The organism is Pseudomonas sp. WJP1 (assembly GCF_028471945.1).
Lineage (GTDB): Bacteria > Pseudomonadota > Gammaproteobacteria > Pseudomonadales > Pseudomonadaceae > Aquipseudomonas.
This window is the reverse complement of the sequence record NZ_CP110128.1, coordinates 3,297,524-3,314,123: the sequence shown is the minus strand read 5'-3', so window position 1 is coordinate 3,314,123 and position 16,600 is coordinate 3,297,524. Positions and strand designations below refer to the sequence as shown.

Genomic DNA, 16,600 nt, shown 5'->3' with positions numbered 1-16,600 from the left:
GAAGGGCAGCGACGGTGAAAAGGACGATTATGGGTGAAAGCGCGGCATAGACAAAATCCTTTCAGCCTCAAGGTGTTCTTACGATTCGGGCTATGCTCGCAAGATGATCCTATTTCCAGATTTGCTGCAGTTACCCCACCAGTTGCGCCACCCCGAAGTGCGCGACCTGGCGTGGGTCATCCTCGCCCCGCCGATGCTCAGCGCCACGCCCTGGCCGCAGCGTCATCCGCTGGCCGGCAGCGACTGGGTGCAAGCCCCGGAACACCTGGAAACCTGGTTGCGCAAACTCGACCGGGACAGTTACGGCTTGCTGCATTGGCTGGCCCAGGCCCGGACCCGACGCCTGGGCCTGTATTATGAACGGCTTTGGCAGTTTGCCGTGCAGCATGCGCCCGGTATCGAGCTGATTGCCGCCAACATGCCGATCCGCCGCGAAGGTCACACCCTGGGCGAATTGGACATGCTGTTGCGCGATCGCGACGGCGTGCATCACCTGGAACTGGCGATCAAGCTTTACCTCGGCCCGCAGAACGGCGACGGACACGACCCCGCGCAATGGCTCGGCCCGGGTTGCCACGATCGGCTGGACCGCAAACTGGCACACCTGAGCCAGCATCAGTTGCCGATCTCCGCGCGTCCGGAGAGTCGCGAAGTGCTGGCGGCGCTGGATATCCGGCAGTTCAGCGCGCATTTGTGGCTGGGCGGCTATTTGCTCTATCCGTGGCCCGGGCACGCCGCAATGCCCAATGGCGCGCATCCACAGCACTTGCGCGGGCGCTGGTTGCATCAAAAGGACTGGACGAAATTTTTCGCGCAGAGTCCGCCCGGTCGCTGGCAACCCCTGCCCCGCCATGCCTGGTTGGCTCCGGCGCACTACCCCAAGGAGCAGGCCTGGGACGCTGAACAGCTGGAGGCCTGGTTAAGCGATCTGGAACCGCTGGCACCGGCGCAATTGCTGGTGCGACTGACGGAAAATGCCCACGGCGATTGGGAGGAAGCGGAGCGCTTGTTTCTGGTGTCGGATCTTTGGCCGAATGTGCCGGGGCAAAGTTGAGTTTCATTGCTGACTGAACTGGCCCCATCGCGGGCAAGCCCGCTCCCACAAGGATCTTTGGTGCAAGGAGATCCTGTGGGAGCGGGCTTGCCCGCGATGGGGTCGATTTGATCTGGATGGATAACCACAATGCCCGAACCGCTAAAGTCACCAAAAATCAACAACACCACAACATCACCCCATCACAACCGAATCACATGCCCCTCCACCGGCGCGACCTGCCCATGGAACAGGCGAGAAATAACTGCCTGAGCCGCTTCATAACCCTGACTTTCCATCACCTTCAACAACGGCGGTTCATTGGCCGTGACTTTGCGGAAAAACTGCCGTAGCCCCTCGCCGATATGCTGACTGACCCCTTCCGGTCCCCAATCGGCATTGCGCTTGCGGATCTGGATCGGCGCAAAAAAGAACACCGGTTGCGGGCCCTCGATGGCGGTCAATCGCGCCTCATCGGTGCTTTGTGCCGAGCCGGCAAAGCAACTGTAGACCAACTGCCCGGCGAAATGCCGGTGCACCTGGTCACGCAATTCAAGGTCGCCGGAAAAATCCACATACAGTGTTGGACGATCATTGGGCAGGCTCGCCAAATCCGCGTAAGACACTGTTCGCTCGTAACAGCCAAGGGCCTCGACAAAGGCTTTGTTGCCGGCTGAAGTCAGCGCCACACGTTCCAGGCCGGGATGATTGCCCAGGCAGACCGCGGTGCCGTAGGCGGTTTTGCTCGAAGCGCTGGAGAGCACCAGTCGAGTGGCGCCAAAGAACTGCTTGTCCTGCAAAAAGTCCGCGAGCATTGAAGAAGTCAGGAACAGCGGTTTCAGCAAAATCTGCAGGTTTTCGGTTTCCGCGCTGTAGTACGAATCCCAACTGCAACGGGTGTATTGGTTGTAGGCGGAGGTCAACCCTTGTCGATGCTCGGCCCCGTCGTAGAAACCACGTTCGGTAACCCGTTCCGGACGCATCCACAGATGGCTGGCTAGCGGGAAATAGCCGTAGAAGCGTTCCCCGACCTTGATGCCAGGCACGTCCGAGGCCACGACATCGGCAAAGCCCCAGGCCGGGACGTGACCCCAGTCCGCCAAACCTGTAGGAAAGAAGCCCCAGTAGTTCATCGAATTGCCATAGGCGGCGTAGGTAATGTTATTGGTCGTCAGCGCGCAGCGGTCAATCTTCAAGATCACCTCGCCCGCCGCCGGAATCAGGCTTCGCTGCGCCTGCTCGATACGGCTTTGGTCCAGGGCGTTTTTACGGGTTATCAGGCGTGTTACCGTACTTGAACTTTCCATCCTTCAGTCTCCTGCTGCGCAAGTGTGGCGGGTAGCACCAGAGTAATGGCAGCCGATGAAGAGCGGGTTCGGAAACACCAAGGGCAGCATCAATCCCCGGGCAAAACCGCTGAAACGGCCGAGTCAGGCCCGGGCGATTTTCACCGTCGAGGCGATTTACCAGGCTTTTGTTCGGATTTGGCGAAGGGACGGTTGGTCCGGCTTGACCACCCGGGAAGTGGCGCTCGAAGCAGGCGTTGCGATCGGCACGCTGTACGATTATTTCCCGAGTAAGGAGGCTTTGCTTTCCGGTTACATCCGGCATCGACTGGATGCCTTGTTACGGCACATCGATGAAGCGGTGGTGCAAGCCAATGACCTGGACTGGCCGACCCGGATCAAACGCCTCATACGCCTGACCTGCAACCCCGACGATGAGCAACAGCCCTTGTTCAACCATGCCGTGCTGCTCATCGAACACCAGATTGCCGAGCCCAAGCATCATCGAAGGGTGTTCGACGAGTTATCGCAGAAATGGCGCGAAGCGTTCGCCGCCTGTAGCGACTTGCCTGTAGCCCCTTCTGCGGCAACCGTCGATGCCTGGGTCATCATGGCGTGGGGCGGACGGCGTTATTGCGTAACAGCGGAACCAGCGGCTGCGCAAACCACCGCCTGGTTGTCGGAAATGGAAACCATGATCTGTAGCCGATTGGCTAACAGCTAGTACTCCGAAGCATCAAAGCTTTTTGTGCTGTTCGACCCACTTGCCGTAGGCATCGATGAACTTCTGCAGGAACGGCCTGACGGACTCGGACAGGTTGCCCGCCTCGTCGAACGCGGAACCGGCGCCACTTAAGTAGGCTTCCGGTTGCTGCATCATCGGCACATCGAGAAACACCATGGACTGGCGCAGGTGGTGATTCGCACCGAATCCCCCGACCGCACCCGGCGAAACACTGATCACCGCACCCGGTTTGCCACTCCAGGCACTCTTGCCATAGGGGCGCGAGCCCACGTCGATGGCGTTTTTCATCGGGGCAGGCACCGAACGGTTGTATTCAGGGGTGACGAACAGCACTGCGTCGGATGAACTGACTTGTTGTCGGAAAGTACTGTAGGCTGCCGGCGGTGTAGCACCATCGATGTCTTCGTTGTAGAGCGGCAAATCGCCGATTTCGACGATATTGAGCTTGAGGTTGGCCGGCGCCAGGTCCGCCAGCGCGAGGGCAACCTTGCGGTTGATCGATGCTTTGCGCAGGCTGCCGACCACTACGGCGATGGTATAGACATTACTCATGGAATACGCTCGATTGTCCGTGGGAGGAGCCAGTAGTTATAGATGATCAGGCGCCGGTTCAGCCAATGAACACCGGTATATTCGCGTCCTGAACTATTTTTTTTTCGTAGGAAAACTTACCGTACTCGGTGGCGGTCTATCCAACCGCACATTGAGTGATTTATCTCCAGAGGTTCTAAGCAGATGGCAGCAGTACTCGTCGGTCAGTTCCATGCAAGAGACGCGGAAGGCCGCATTTATTCCGTACATGAGTTCCAGGAATCCACGCCATCGGCAGACGGTTTCGCAGGCGGGACGCCCGTCACCACCTACAAGCTGGCCATTGGCGATCGCGTGAACAAGCTCGATGAAAACGAATTCATGCTGGTGCAATCGGGCGTGACCATCATCCGTGAACCGGTCATGAACATCGTTTCATAACCCGTCGTTATGAGCAGAAGTCACAGGCGCAGACTTGGGTTAGGATTCAGTCACTGACTCCTTCACCTGCTGAACATGGACTTCACGCATGCGCTTACGACATATCGAAGTGATCCAGGCGCTCCTGCAGACCGGTCACCTGGGTACCGCCGCCGAATGGCTGCAGTTGCCGGTGGCCGAAGTCGAACGCATTTTGCGCGACGCTGAAGATCAGTTGGGGTTCATGCTGTTCGCAAGCGTTCGCGGACGCTTGCAGGCCACTCGTGAAGCGCGGGCGTTGCAGGTCGAAATCAATCGTGTCTACGATGCGCTCGAACCAGTGCAACGCCTGGCCAGCAGCCTCAGGCAATACCTGGCCCCGCCGTTACGCCTCATCTGCACCCCGCCCCTGGCCCAGCAATTGTTGCCGCAAAGTATCGCAGCGCTGCGCCGCCGCCTGCCCGACGCGCCTTGTACGCTCCTGAGCCAACCCACCCGCGAGATCGTCCGCAACCTGCTGCTGCGCGAAAGCGATCTGGGCCTGAGCCTGCATGATCCCGATCACGCCGACATTCATTGCCAGTCGATCGCCCAAGGCAAGCTGCAACTGCTCGCCCCTCACGGCTGGTTGCAACCCAAGCAGAAGTACATCTCGCTGCAGGACCTGGCCGGCCAGGCGATGGTGGGCCTTGAAGGCCATGACCCGCTCAGTCCGGCGCTGGAAAACAAACTGCATGCGCTGCGGCCGGCTCCGGTCATACAGACCCGGGTGCAAACTCACCAGATGATGCGCAGCATGGTCGAGGCCGGTGAAGGCCTGGCCATTGTCGACCCTTTCACCGCCCTGGGCGCCAAATCGGCCGGGCTCGATGCCTGCCCGCTGGCACCGGCCGTGCCGGTCACCCTCTACGCCCTGACCCTGAAGAATGGCGAGCCCTCGCCTGCCCTCCAGGCGTTGCTGGCGATCATCACGGAACAAGCCGCGGTGATGTTGGCGAACTGATCGGATTTTCCAGCGGGTTGTCGAACAATCGGTACCAGAACAGCGCCACTTCGGCGGTATTGGGGTCAATACCCCGATAACGCAGATGGTCGATGCCACCGATCACGTAGCCGCAACGTTCGTACAGCCGGCAGGCGCCCAGGTTGTTGTTCTGGGTTTCGAGCATGACGCCGGGCAGTTTCTTCTTGCGACTCCAGAACTGCGCCACATCCAGCAACGCCTTGGCCACACCGTGTCGCCTGGCGGGTGCATGCACCGCCAACTCGTCGATATGGGCAAAACCGTTCCAGTTGGTGCTGATCACCAGGTGGCCAACGGGCTCGTCATCCAGGTACGCCATGAAAATCGCACTGTCGGCGGCATCGCGAAAGCTGCTGAACTCTTCCGGATCGATGCCATAACACTTGCGATAAGGGGTGATGGGCGTGACCTGCCACTGCTCCACCGGCTGCCCAATTTCGGGAGCACCATAGGCGGCGACTTCAAAACTGAAATCACTGCCCCATATATAAGCGGCAAAGCCTTCGTCGGCCACGCGCACCGACAGCCCTGGGTAATTCGGATTCATGACCGGTTGCATACTGGGAAAGGTCCTCATTCCTTGATGCAATCGACGGTGTAGTGCCGCCCATTGCCCTCGTCTTCGTGTTGCAATCCGTGCACATCAGCGACGAATCCCGGGAAGCTGCTGTCGAACGTGCGAGCAAACGCCAGGTAGTCGATGATCGAGCGGGTCGCCTCGGTAAAGCGCTCTCCGGGCATGATCAACGGAATGCCCGGCGGGTATGGCACCAGCATGACGGCAGCGATGCGCCCCTCCAGGGCATCGATCGACACGGCTTCGACTTCGCCACGTACCAGATGATCATAGGCGTCAGCCGGCTTCATGGCGATTTGCGGCAACACCGTGTACATCCGCTTTAGATGTTTGGCCGTGGCATTGCTGCGATAACAGGCGTGCAACTGATCACACAAGTCTCGCAAGCCCATGCCCTGATAGCGCGCGCCATGCTGTTGCGCCACGCAAGGCAGGCAGTTGGCCAGGCTGACGTTGGCGTCATAGCTGCGTTTGAACTCCAGCAGTTCAGTCAGCAACGTGCTCCACTTGCCCTTGGTGATGCCCATCGAGAACAACACCAGGAACGAATACAGCCCGGTCTTTTCAACCACCAGCCCGCGCTCCCAGAGAAACTTGCTGACCACGGCCGCCGGAATCCCGCGATCGCTGAGCGCACCGCCCGCGGTCAGACCCGGCATCACCAGGCTGACCTTGATCGGATCGAGCAAGACATAATCGTCGCTCACCTCACCAAAGCCGTGCCAGTCATCCGCCGGTTGCAACAGCCAGTCCTCGGTCACCACCCGGTTAATGCCTTCCACCGACGGCGGCTGCCAGATGGAAAACCACCAATCGTCGGCGGCGATGTGCTGGCGCAGATTGGCCAGCGCCCGGCGAAAGCTCAGGGCTTCGTCGAACATCTCCTGCAACAGCGAACGCCCGGCCCCGCCCTCCATCATCGCCGACGCCACGTCCAGCGAAGCGATGATGCCGTACTGCGGTGACGTAGAGATGTGCATCATGAAGGCTTCGTTGAAACGGTCACGGTCCAGCTGCCGGGCGCCACCGTCCTGCACATGAATCATCGACGCCTGGCTGAACGCCGCCAGCAGTTTGTGCGTGGAATGGGTGGTGAACACCAGCGGGCTGTCTTCACTGCGGGACGTGCCCATGCCGTAGCGCCCGGCGAAAAACTCATGGAACGCCGCATAGGCGTACCAGGCCTCGTCAAAGTGCAAGACCTCGACGCTATTACCCAACTGCTGCTTGATCAGCTCGGCGTTGTAGCAGAGTCCGTCATAGGTCGAATTGGTCACCACCGCCAGCTTGACCTTCGGCGCCCGGCCCTTGGTCAACGGACTGGCGTCGATCTTGGCCTGGATCGATTCGCGGCTGAACTCACTCAGGGGAATCGGCCCGATGATCCCCAGTTCATTGCGTTCCGGGCACAGGTACAGGGGGATGGCACCGGTCATGATGATCGAGTGCAACACCGACTTGTGGCAATTGCGGTCCACCAGCACCAGGTCGTCGCGAGCGACCATGGAGTGCCAGACAATCTTGTTCGCCGTCGAAGTGCCGTTGATCACGAAGAAGGTGTGATCGGCGCCAAAATTACGCGCCGCCCGCGCCTCGGCTTCTGCCAGAGGCCCGGTGTGATCCAGCAGCGAGCCCAGTTCCGGCACTGAGACCGACAGGTCCGAACGCAGGGTGTTTTCCCCGAAAAACTGGTGGAACGCCTGTCCTACCGGGCTCTTGTGATACGCCACCCCGCCACCGTGACCGGGGGTGTGCCAGGAATAGTTGGAGTCGGCGGTGTGCTGCACCAATGCCTTGAAGAACGGCGGCAGCAGGCCATCCAGGTACTTGCGCGCCGCCCTCGCCACCTGGCGCGCGAGGAATGGCACGGTGTCCTCGAACAGGTAGAGAATGCCGCGCAACTGGTTGAGCTCGGCCATGGCGTCGGCGGGCGCGTTTTCCAGGGTCACTTGCTCGCCCAGGGCGAAGATGGGCAGATCCGGCGCACGCACGCGCGCCAGTCCGATCAGCTCGGCCATATTCTGTAACAAATGCGAATGGGCGCTGGCGTCTTCCGCCGCAATCAGCATGCACGAGAGGCCGTGATGGGTCGAAGCGACCAGCCGGCCTTCGGTGTAATCCATCGCCGAGACGATACTGAAACCTTCCTGCTCCAGTTCCCGGGCGATACCCCGCACGCGATCGCCAGCGACGGTGTCGGCCTTGATGTCGCGATGGACGATCAGGACCGGGAATTTCAGATCTTTATACATGGGGCTCAGTGTCCTGAGGCGGCAGGCCAGAGCCTGTCAATCACCTCAGGGTAGAGGGTTGGAGCGGATGTGGCGAGTGCGATGCACTGAAATGGGTCAGCTGATCGTAGTGAAGATCAAAAGATCGCAGCCTCGTTTCACTCGACAGCTCCTACAGAGCGAAACGAGGCTGCGATTTTGTCTATGGACCTACGCCGAAGCTTTGGCCTCAGCCAATTGCAACCACAGCGCCGGCCCACCGGCGGATTTGCTGATGATTTCCAGACGTGCCATGTGCTGGGCCAGCTCGTCTTCAGTGGCGCGAATGATGCGCGCCGGCTGGCGGTCGGCCGGCAGACGGCGGATTTCAGTAGCGGAGTTGTCCGCGCCCTCCCCGGAGCCATTGCCATCGGAGGCATTACCCGCCAGGGACAGGCTGGTCTGGCCGCCGGTCATGGTCAGGTAGACGTCGGCCAGGATCTCGGAGTCGAGCAAGGCGCCGTGCAGCTCACGGCCGGAGTTGTCGACGCCATAACGTTTGCACAAGGCGTCGAGGCTGTTGCGCTGGCCAGGGTGGCGTTCCCGGGCCATCATCAAGGTGTCGAGGATCGAGCAGTGCTGGGTGATGTCCGCACGATCGTGCTGGCCCATCAGGGCAAATTCGTTGTTGATGAAGCCAACGTCGAACGCCGCGTTGTGGATGATCAGCTGCGCGCCCTTGATGAACTCGAAGAACTCTTCGGCCACCTCGGCGAAACGCGGCTTGCCCACCAGGAATTCGTTGGTGATGCCGTGGACGCCGATGGCGCCTTCGTCACTTTCGCGATCCGGTTGCAGGTAAACGTGAAAATGCCGACCGGTCAGGCGCCGACCGATCAATTCGACACAACCGATTTCGATAATCCGGTGGCCGTCGGTCACCGGCATGCCGGTGGTTTCGGTGTCGAGTACAACGGATCTGGTGGCCATCGGGTGCTCAGCTCTCAATCGGTGAATCGGGCAAAAGCGGGGATGTTAACACGCTTGCCGGGAACTTCAGATACACCGAGTCGCGCCCATCGCGAGCAGGCTCGCTCCCACACTGGACCGCAGGTGAACGCAGGATTTGCGCTCAAGGAGATCAAATGTGGGAGCGAGCCTGCTCGCGATGGCCGCGACTCGGTACACCGGTTGAATTCGATTCAGGCCTGTTTGAAGCCTCGCACTTCATCCACGCCACGGTTGGCCAGTTGGTCGGCCCGTTCGTTGCCGTGGTGGCCAATGTGCCCGCGCACCCATTTCCAGGTGACGTTATGGCGATTGACCTGCTCGTCGAGCAGTTTCCACAGGTCGGCGTTCTTGACCGGTTCCTTGGCAGCGGTTTTCCAGCCGCGCTTTTTCCAGTTGGCCATCCACTCGTTGATGCCCTTCATCACGTACTGGGAGTCAGTCACCAGCAACACATCGCACGAACGCTTGAGCTCTTCCAGGCCGCGAATCGCGCCCATCAGTTCCATGCGATTGTTGGTGGTATTGGCTTCGCCGCCCCAAAGTTCTTTCTCAACGCCCTTGCACACCAGCAATGCGCCCCAGCCGCCAGGGCCAGGATTGCCCTTGCAGGCGCCATCGGTGAAGAGTTCTACGCTATCGCTCATGCCAATCTATCCAGAAAATGCAGTGGCCCGCCAATCGTTGATCGACGACGCCCGGGACCGGGGCAACCCCGGTCGAAAAAAGGAAATATCACGGTTCGATGTTGCGGCGATTGACCTTGGCCATCGGCAACGGGATCAGCTTGCCCATCGGCTCGCGACGCTCCTGACGGACAGGCCGCAGGCCGACCACGATCTTGCGTGCCACCAATAAATAGAAGCCGCCGCCGGACAATTGCCAGTCACCGGCCTTGCGCTCCCAACCGGCCAGACGGGTCTGCCAGGTGGGTGAAGCCAGCGGCGGACGATAGCACCCAAAGCGGCGTTTCTCCAGCGCGAAGCCCAGCAGGTTCAGCCAGTCGGCCACACGTGAGGGGGAAATGCAGCGCGCCTTGCGCAAGCCGTCATGGGCAAACACATGACGCAGCCCCCAGGTGCTCCAGGGGTTGATGCCGATGATCAGCAAATGCCCGCCGGGCCGCACACTGCTCGCTGCTTCGCGCAGCAAGCCGTGGGGCGACAGGCAGAAATCCAGCCCATGCTGCAGCACCACCACATCGGCGGCATGTTCGCTCAGCGGCCAGGCCTGTTCCTCGCAGACGATCTCGACCCCAGGCAACGGCGCCCCCAGGCGCACGTTGCGCTGCACCTGCGGCGCCGACGGCGGCGTCTGGGCTGATGGCCCGTAATGCACCAGGTAGCCACCGAAGAATCGCCCCAGCTCGTCCTCGAGCATTTGCCGTTCTTCGTCCAGCAGGAATTGCCCGAGGGGGCCGGACAGCCAGTCACGTGCTGCGCTGATCAATGCCAGCCAGTCAGGATCAGCCTGAGCGAACGCTTTATCGGTCATTGCATTCTCCAACGCGCCAGGAAGTTCTAAGATGCGCCATTGTTTTCCGCTTGGCGAATCCGACGATGATACAGATCACTGCCCTGCCCGCCTTCACCGACAACTACATCTGGTTGTTACAAGACCCCGACACCCGACGCTGTGCGGTGGTCGACCCGGGCGATGCCGCGCCGGTAAACGACTGGCTCACGGCCAATCCGGGCTGGGTCCTGAGTGATATTTTGATCACTCACCATCACCATGACCATGTCGGCGGCGTCGAACAGCTGAAAAAAACGACGGACGCAACCGTCTACGGTCCTGCCAGCGAAACCATCCCCAAGCGGGACATCGCGCTCAAGGATAACGATCGCATCAATGTGCTGGGCCATGACTTCGAGATCATTGCCGTACCCGGTCATACCCTGGGCCACATTGCCTATTATCGCCCCGGCCTGCTGTTCTGTGGCGACACCCTCTTCGCAGCGGGTTGCGGGCGCCTGTTCGAAGGCACGCCCAAGCAAATGTACACCTCGCTGTCGCGCCTCGCCGCGCTTCCCGAAGACACCCGGGTGTACTGCACCCATGAGTACACCCTGAGCAATCTGCGCTTCGCCGCCGCGGTCGAACCTGGCAACGCCGATACCCTCGAACGCCTGGCCAGCGTGACCCGTCAGCGAGAAGCCGGGGCCATCACCCTGCCATCGACGGTGGCCCTGGAAAAACGTACAAATCCGTTTTTGCGTACCGGCGAAACATCCGTTAAAGAAAAAGCGGATGAACGGACCGACACCGATAACTCCGCGCCCGATATGGTTTTTGCTGCGCTAAGGGCCTGGAAAGATACGTTCTGAGCAGTTTGCACCATGGTCCAAAAACTCTGAAAGGTTGACCGCAGAGGGCGTGCTTTCTAGAATCGCCCGACATTTTTGCCCGGAACTTACTTCCAGCCAATGTCGTCATCTATACGCAAAGCCATCAATTCGGACGCACTGACCCGCCTGGCGCAAGCCATAGCGGTGGCTGTGTCCGCGACATTGGCGGGCTGTTCCAGTCATGTGCCGCAGACCGATGCGGCACACGCACCGAATATTGCCGCGCGCGCCAAACAGAAACCCGTCTTCCTCACCGAAAAGCCCAGCCCGCAGATCCCGCAGGATGTCTGGGAGCGCATGCGCCAGGGCTTTCAGCTGCAGGACGGCCTGGGCGTCAACCCGCGCATCGAGCAACAGCGACTGTGGTTCGCCAGCAATCCGTCCTTCCTAGAAAACGCCGGCGACCGTGGCAGCCTGTACATCCACTACATCGTCGAACGCCTTGAAGAACGTAACATGCCGCTGGAACTGGCGCTGCTGCCAGTGATTGAAAGTGCCTACAACCCGATGGCCTATTCCCGCGCCAATGCGGTGGGCCTGTGGCAATTCATTCCTTCCACCGGGCGATACTTCAACCTGCGCCAGACCCGTTTCTATGATGGCCGTCGCGACATCACCGCCTCGACCACGGCAGCCATGGACTACCTGACCCGCCTGCACGACATGTTCAACGGTGACTGGCTGCTGGCCCTGGCCGCCTACAACGCCGGTGAAGGCACGGTCAGCCGCGCCATCGAACGCAACGAGCGACTCGGCCTGCCGACCGACTACTGGAACCTGCCGCTGCCCGCCGAAACCCAGGCCTATGTGCCGAAGTTGCTGGCGCTCTCGCAGGTGGTGATGGCGCCGGATGCCTACGGCGTGAACCTCAACCCGATCGCCAACGAACCGTATTTCCAGGTCGTCGAAATCAACCAGCGCATGGACCTGTCCAAGGTCGCCGCGGTGGCCAACATCGACGAAGACGAGCTGTTCCAGCTCAACCCCGCCTTCAAGCAACGCACCACTATCGACGGCCCGCAGCACTTGCTGGTACCCACTTCCAAGGCACAGCTGCTGACTACCAGCCTGCAGACCATGCGCCCGGAAGAGTTGATCAGCAAGAAGCAGCTCAAACCGGTTTTCGAAAGGTCGGACGATACCCAGCTGGCGGGCGTCAAGCGTAGCTATCGGGTCAAGCGCGGCGACAACCTGGGCTCCATTGCCAAGGCCAACAATGTCGACGTCAAGGACCTGCAACGCTGGAACAAATTGAGCGGCAGGAATCTCAAGGCTGGCCAGACCCTGGTCATGCAAGACACCGGCAAGCGCAACTCGGGGCGCATCAACACCGTGATCGCGGCCAAGTCCAAGACCAACACCGAGAAGTCGCAATCCCAGTACAAGGTGCAACGGGGCGATTCGCTATACATGGTGGCCAAGCGTTTCAACGTTGAAATGCAACACCTCAAGCGCTGGAATCCTCGTGTTGGCCAGGCCTTGAAACCAGGGCAGATGCTGACGGTTTCCAATCCGCATTAAAAAAAAGCCCCTGACTCCAGGGGCTTTTTTGTACCCGTGAAGTTTTGTGGTACATGCAATTCTGTAGGAGCGAGCCTGCTCGCGATGAGGGCTTGACAGGTTGCATCGGTGGCGACTGACATGCCGTCATCGCGAGCAGGCTCGCTCCTACAAAACCCCGCGTCTTTTTCCTGTCCATACAAGCTGTTACTGTACGATCCATAATGCCAAAGCCGCCCGGATCGGATCCCTTATTTGAAGCGTCCCCTCCTCCTGCTCCTGATCAGCCTGGCCTTGAGCTCTACCGCAAGTGCGACGATCAGCGAAAGCCATGGTTATGCGCAGTTCGGCACGCTCAAGTACCCGGCCAGATTTACCCATTTCGACTGGGTCAACCCGCAAGCGCCCAAGGGCGGTACGTTGCGGGTCATGGCATTTGGCACCTTCGATACGCTCAACCCTTACACCTTCAAGGGCACGAGCCCCGTTGCCACACCCAATTTCCTGCAGTACGGCATCAACGAGCTCAACGAGCCGCTGATGGTCGGCACCGGTCAATACGCGCCGCTCGGTGACGAGCCGACCTCTAGTTACGGCCTGATCGCGCAGTCGGTGGAATACAGCGAGGACCACAGCTGGGTAGTCTTCAACCTGCGCCCGCAAGCACGCTTCCACGACGGCACGCCGATCACCGCCTTTGATGTGGCATTCTCCTACCGCCTCCTGCTCAAGGAAGGCCATCCGCAATACCGTACCAACCTGCAGGAAGTGGCGCGGGTCGACATCCTCAGCCCGCAGCGCATTCGATTCGTCTTCAAGCGTGCTGGCAATCCCCTGCTGATCCTGCGCCTGGGGGAGTTGCCGGTGTTGCCGCAGCATTACTGGAAAGGTCGCGACTTCAAGGCCACCACCTTCGAGCCGCCACTGGGCAGCGGGCCGTATCGCATCACCTCGGTTACGCCGGGGCGGCAGATCGTGTTCGAGCGAGTCAAGGACTACTGGGGCAAGGATTTACCGGTCAATCGCGGCAAGTACAATTTCGACCGCATGGAAGTCGAGTTCTACCGCGACAGTGACGTGGCGTTCGAAGCGTTCAAGGCCGGCGAGTTCGACATCTACATCGAGCACCAGGCGAAGAACTGGGTCACCGGCTACAACTTCCCGGCGATTCGTCGCGGCGAGGTAATCAAGGCGCAGATCCCGCACCAGATCCCGACCCAGACCCAGGGCCTGTTCATGAATACCCGCCGCCCGACGTTCGCCCAGGACAGGGTTCGTGAAGCGCTGGGCCTGATGTTCGACTTCGAATGGACCAACCGCACATTGTTCAGCGGCGCCTACCAGCGCGCCATGAGTTACTACCCCAACAGCGAGTTCTCCGCCAGCGGACTGCCGGTCGGCCATGAATGGCTGTTGCTCAAGCCGTATCGCGAGCAATTGCCAGCCAGGCTGTTCACCGAGCCTTTCAGCCTGCCACAGACCCAGGGCCGCGGGATCCCCCGGGACACAATGCGCAAGGCCTTGACCCTGCTGGCCGAGGCCGGCTGGAAGCTCAACGGCCAGCGCTTGCAAAACGCGGCCGGGCAACCGCTGCGCCTGGAAATCCTACTGGTCAACCCGAACCTGGAGCGCATCCTGCAACCCTACGTCGAGAATCTGGCCAGCATCGGCATCGACGCCAGACTGCGCACGGTCGATCGCGCGCAGTACAAGCAGCGCCTCGATCAGTTTGATTTCGACATGATCCTGATGACCCTCAACCAGACCCTCAGCCCGGGCCTCGAGCAATGGCAGTACTTTCATTCCAGCCAGGCCACGGTCAAGGGCAGCAAGAACTACGCAGGCATTGCCAATCCGGTGGTGGACCACCTGCTCGAACAATTGCTCGCCGCCAAGACCCGCGATGAACAAGTCGCCGCCGGCAAGGCGCTGGACCGCACGTTGTTGTGGCAGCACTACATCATTCCCAACTGGTATCTCAATTATCACCGCCTGGCGTACCGCAACCGGTTCGCCTTCGTCACGACGCCGCCCTACACTCTGGGCCTGAGCGCGTGGTGGCTGAAATCTTCGGAGAAAGATCGATGAAATCCGCAAGTGGCCTGCTCGCCCTGTTGTTCGCAGGATGGGCCTTCGCCGCCCCGCAACATGCCCTGACCCTGTACAACGAACCGCCGAAATACCCGGCCGACTTCAAGCATTTCGATTACGTCGACCCGGAAGCCCCCAAGGGCGGAAAATTCCGCCAGGCGGGGTTTGGTGGCTTCGACAGCCTCAACCCGTTCATCAGCAAGGGCGTGGCGGCCAACGACATCGACCTGATCTACGACACCCTGGCCCGGCAGAGCCTGGATGAGCCTTTCACGGAATATGGCCTGATCGCCGGCAAGATCGAAAAAGCCCCGAACAATGACTGGGTGCGTTTCTACCTGCGGCCCGAAGCGCGTTTCCATGATGGTCATCCGGTGCGCGCCGAAGACGTGGTGTTCAGCTTCCAGACCCTGGTCAAGGATGGCGCACCGATGTTTCGCGGCTACTACAGCGACGTCGAAGACGTGGTCGCCGAAGATCCACTCACGGTGCTGTTCAAGTTCAAGCACAGCAACAACCGCGAATTGCCGTTGATCCTCGGCCAGCTGCCGGTGCTGCCCAAGCACTGGTGGGCGAGCCGCGACTTCAACAAGGGCAACCTGGAAGTCCCGCTGGGCAGCGGCCCGTACAAGGTCACCGAAGTGAAGGCCGGGCGCTCGGTGCGCTATGAACGGGTCAAGGATTACTGGGGCAAGGACCTGCCGATCAACCGCGGCTTCTACAACTTCGACGTGATGACCACCGACTACTACCGCGACAACACGGTGGCGCTGGAAGGCCTGAAGGCCGGGCAGTTCGACTACTGGCTGGAGATGACCGCAAAGAACTGGGCCAACGCCTACAATATCCCGGCGGTGACCGAAGGCCGGCTGATCAAGGAACAGATCCCCAACGGCAACCCCACCGGCATGCAAGGCTTCGTGTTCAACCTGCGCCGCCCGCTGTTCCAAGACGTGCGCGTGCGCCAGGCCCTGACCCTGCTGCTGGACTTCGAATGGACCAACAAGCAGTTGTTCAACGGTGCCTACGCGAGAACCCGCAGCTATTTCGAGAACTCGGAAATGGCCGCCACCGGCTTGCCGGATGCCGATCAGTTGGCGATCCTCGATCCGTTTCGCGGCAAGATTCCAGAGCAGGTATTCAGCGAGGCGTTCCAGAATCCCGTGACCGATGCCAGCGGCATGATCCGCACCCAGCAACGCAAGGCTTACCAACTGCTGCAAGAGGCCGGCTGGCGCATCGTCGACGACAAGATGGTCGACGCCACCGGCAAACCGGTGAGCATCGAATTCCTGCTGGCCCAGACCGAATTCGAACGGGTGCTGCTGCCGTTCAAGCGGAATCTGAGTGACCTGGGAATCGAACTGGTGATCCGTCGGGTCGACGTTTCGCAATACGTCAACCGCGTGCGCTCGCGGGATTTCGACATGATCGTCGGCAGCTTCCCGCAGTCCAACTCGCCGGGCAACGAACAGCGCGAATTCTGGATGACCGCGGCCGCCGACAAACCCGGCAGCCGCAATTCCATGGGCCTGAAAGACCCCGTGGTGGACCAGCTGGTCGAGCAACTGATCAATGCCGATTCACGCAAAAGCCTGGTGGCCCACGCCCGCGCACTGGACCGCGTGCTGCAATGGGGTTATTACGTGATCCCCAACTGGCACATCAAGACCTGGCGCGTGGCCTACTGGAACCACATCGGCCACCCCAAGGTCTCGCCTAAATATGACATCGGCATCAACACCTGGTGGATCAAGCCCGATGCGAAACCGGCCATAGAGATCGAAACCAAATTGCAAGCCGACCCTGCGGGCACGGAGTAATCAG

15 protein-coding genes are annotated in these 16,600 nt (G+C 60.3%); 8 read left to right on the top strand and 7 right to left on the bottom strand.

Going from position 1 to position 16,600, the window contains the following annotated elements:
* The first annotated feature begins 103 nt into the window (after positions 1 to 103).
* Positions 104 to 1,054 (top strand): DUF1853 family protein, encoded by a 951-nt coding sequence (locus tag OH720_RS15010; RefSeq protein WP_272606267.1) that lies wholly within the window; start codon positions 104 to 106, stop codon positions 1,052 to 1,054.
* 182 nt (positions 1,055 to 1,236) lie between these two features.
* On the opposite strand, the gene OH720_RS15005 is transcribed toward OH720_RS15010, so the two are convergent.
* Positions 1,237 to 2,340, bottom strand: coding sequence for a DUF2855 family protein (locus tag OH720_RS15005; protein ID WP_272606266.1), 1,104 nt, complete (start codon positions 2,338 to 2,340; stop codon positions 1,237 to 1,239).
* 55 nt (positions 2,341 to 2,395) lie between these two features.
* On the opposite strand from OH720_RS15005, the gene OH720_RS15000 reads away from it, so the two are divergent.
* Positions 2,396 to 3,043 carry a TetR/AcrR family transcriptional regulator gene (locus OH720_RS15000; RefSeq protein WP_272606265.1) on the top strand — a complete coding sequence of 216 codons (648 nt, stop codon included), beginning with the start codon at positions 2,396 to 2,398 and terminating at the stop codon, positions 3,041 to 3,043.
* A gap of 12 nt (positions 3,044 to 3,055) precedes the next feature.
* Here the strand turns inward: OH720_RS15000 and OH720_RS14995 are convergent, their stop codons facing one another.
* Positions 3,056 to 3,616 carry an NADPH-dependent FMN reductase gene (locus OH720_RS14995; protein ID WP_272606264.1) on the bottom strand — a complete coding sequence of 187 codons (561 nt, stop codon included), beginning with the start codon at positions 3,614 to 3,616 and terminating at the stop codon, positions 3,056 to 3,058.
* Positions 3,617 to 3,799: 183 nt separating this feature from the next.
* On the opposite strand from OH720_RS14995, the gene OH720_RS14990 reads away from it, so the two are divergent.
* Both OH720_RS14990 and OH720_RS14985 read left to right on the top strand, forming a co-directional pair.
* The gene (locus OH720_RS14990) at positions 3,800 to 4,036 is read left to right on the top strand and encodes a hypothetical protein (RefSeq protein ID WP_272606263.1); all 237 of its coding nucleotides are present in this window, start codon (positions 3,800 to 3,802) and stop codon (positions 4,034 to 4,036) included.
* Positions 4,037 to 4,124: 88 nt separating this feature from the next.
* A complete protein-coding gene (locus OH720_RS14985; protein WP_272606262.1) occupies positions 4,125 to 5,018 on the top strand; it encodes a LysR substrate-binding domain-containing protein in 894 nt (297 codons plus the stop codon).
* On the opposite strand, the gene OH720_RS14980 is transcribed toward OH720_RS14985, so the two are convergent.
* The 5 genes from OH720_RS14980 to OH720_RS14960 all read right to left on the bottom strand — a co-directional run bounded on the left by OH720_RS14980 (position 4,984) and on the right by OH720_RS14960 (position 10,328).
* Positions 4,984 to 5,598 carry a GNAT family N-acetyltransferase gene (locus OH720_RS14980; RefSeq protein WP_008062262.1) on the bottom strand — a complete coding sequence of 205 codons (615 nt, stop codon included), beginning with the start codon at positions 5,596 to 5,598 and terminating at the stop codon, positions 4,984 to 4,986. The genes OH720_RS14985 and OH720_RS14980 overlap by 35 nt on opposite strands.
* Before the next feature lie 14 nt (positions 5,599 to 5,612).
* Positions 5,613 to 7,868: an Orn/Lys/Arg decarboxylase N-terminal domain-containing protein gene (locus tag OH720_RS14975; protein WP_272606261.1), complete on the bottom strand. Its 2,256-nt coding sequence runs from the start codon at positions 7,866 to 7,868 to the stop codon at positions 5,613 to 5,615.
* Between the two features lie 189 nt (positions 7,869 to 8,057).
* Entirely contained in the window at positions 8,058 to 8,816 is a 759-nt protein-coding gene (gene dnaQ, locus OH720_RS14970) for a DNA polymerase III subunit epsilon (protein ID WP_272606260.1), read from the bottom strand.
* 212 nt (positions 8,817 to 9,028) lie between these two features.
* The gene (gene rnhA, locus OH720_RS14965; protein WP_008062270.1) at positions 9,029 to 9,481 is read right to left on the bottom strand and encodes a ribonuclease HI; all 453 of its coding nucleotides are present in this window, start codon (positions 9,479 to 9,481) and stop codon (positions 9,029 to 9,031) included.
* A gap of 88 nt (positions 9,482 to 9,569) precedes the next feature.
* The gene (locus OH720_RS14960; RefSeq protein ID WP_272606259.1) at positions 9,570 to 10,328 is read right to left on the bottom strand and encodes a class I SAM-dependent methyltransferase; all 759 of its coding nucleotides are present in this window, start codon (positions 10,326 to 10,328) and stop codon (positions 9,570 to 9,572) included.
* A 65-nt stretch (positions 10,329 to 10,393) separates the two neighbouring features.
* On the opposite strand from OH720_RS14960, the gene gloB reads away from it, so the two are divergent.
* The 4 genes from gloB to OH720_RS14940 all read left to right on the top strand — a co-directional run bounded on the left by gloB (position 10,394) and on the right by OH720_RS14940 (position 16,596).
* Positions 10,394 to 11,161: a hydroxyacylglutathione hydrolase gene (gene gloB, locus OH720_RS14955; protein WP_272606258.1), complete on the top strand. Its 768-nt coding sequence runs from the start codon at positions 10,394 to 10,396 to the stop codon at positions 11,159 to 11,161.
* 99 nt (positions 11,162 to 11,260) lie between these two features.
* Positions 11,261 to 12,703 (top strand): transglycosylase SLT domain-containing protein, encoded by a 1,443-nt coding sequence (locus tag OH720_RS14950; RefSeq protein WP_272606257.1) that lies wholly within the window; start codon positions 11,261 to 11,263, stop codon positions 12,701 to 12,703.
* A gap of 252 nt (positions 12,704 to 12,955) precedes the next feature.
* A complete protein-coding gene (locus OH720_RS14945) occupies positions 12,956 to 14,770 on the top strand; it encodes an extracellular solute-binding protein (protein ID WP_442967315.1) in 1,815 nt (604 codons plus the stop codon).
* Entirely contained in the window at positions 14,767 to 16,596 is a 1,830-nt protein-coding gene (locus OH720_RS14940; RefSeq protein WP_272606255.1) for an extracellular solute-binding protein, read from the top strand. Before OH720_RS14945 ends, OH720_RS14940 begins: the two co-directional genes overlap by 4 nt.
* Positions 16,597 to 16,600 lie beyond the last annotated feature (4 nt).

Coding starts and splice junctions, on each gene's coding strand:
- OH720_RS14985 (WP_272606262.1), top strand. CDS start 4,125: ATGCGCTTACGACATATCGAAGTGATCCAGGCGCTCCTGCAGACCGGT.
- OH720_RS15010 (WP_272606267.1), top strand. CDS start 104: ATGATCCTATTTCCAGATTTGCTGCAGTTACCCCACCAGTTGCGCCAC.
- OH720_RS14940 (WP_272606255.1), top strand. CDS start 14,767: ATGAAATCCGCAAGTGGCCTGCTCGCCCTGTTGTTCGCAGGATGGGCC.
- OH720_RS14960 (WP_272606259.1), bottom strand. CDS start 10,328: ATGACCGATAAAGCGTTCGCTCAGGCTGATCCTGACTGGCTGGCATTG.
- OH720_RS14980 (WP_008062262.1), bottom strand. CDS start 5,598: ATGCAACCGGTCATGAATCCGAATTACCCAGGGCTGTCGGTGCGCGTG.
- dnaQ (WP_272606260.1), bottom strand. CDS start 8,816: ATGGCCACCAGATCCGTTGTACTCGACACCGAAACCACCGGCATGCCG.
- OH720_RS14975 (WP_272606261.1), bottom strand. CDS start 7,868: ATGTATAAAGATCTGAAATTCCCGGTCCTGATCGTCCATCGCGACATC.
- gloB (WP_272606258.1), top strand. CDS start 10,394: ATGATACAGATCACTGCCCTGCCCGCCTTCACCGACAACTACATCTGG.
- OH720_RS14995 (WP_272606264.1), bottom strand. CDS start 3,616: ATGAGTAATGTCTATACCATCGCCGTAGTGGTCGGCAGCCTGCGCAAA.
- rnhA (WP_008062270.1), bottom strand. CDS start 9,481: ATGAGCGATAGCGTAGAACTCTTCACCGATGGCGCCTGCAAGGGCAAT.
- OH720_RS15000 (WP_272606265.1), top strand. CDS start 2,396: ATGAAGAGCGGGTTCGGAAACACCAAGGGCAGCATCAATCCCCGGGCA.
- OH720_RS14950 (WP_272606257.1), top strand. CDS start 11,261: ATGTCGTCATCTATACGCAAAGCCATCAATTCGGACGCACTGACCCGC.
- OH720_RS14990 (WP_272606263.1), top strand. CDS start 3,800: ATGGCAGCAGTACTCGTCGGTCAGTTCCATGCAAGAGACGCGGAAGGC.
- OH720_RS15005 (WP_272606266.1), bottom strand. CDS start 2,340: ATGGAAAGTTCAAGTACGGTAACACGCCTGATAACCCGTAAAAACGCC.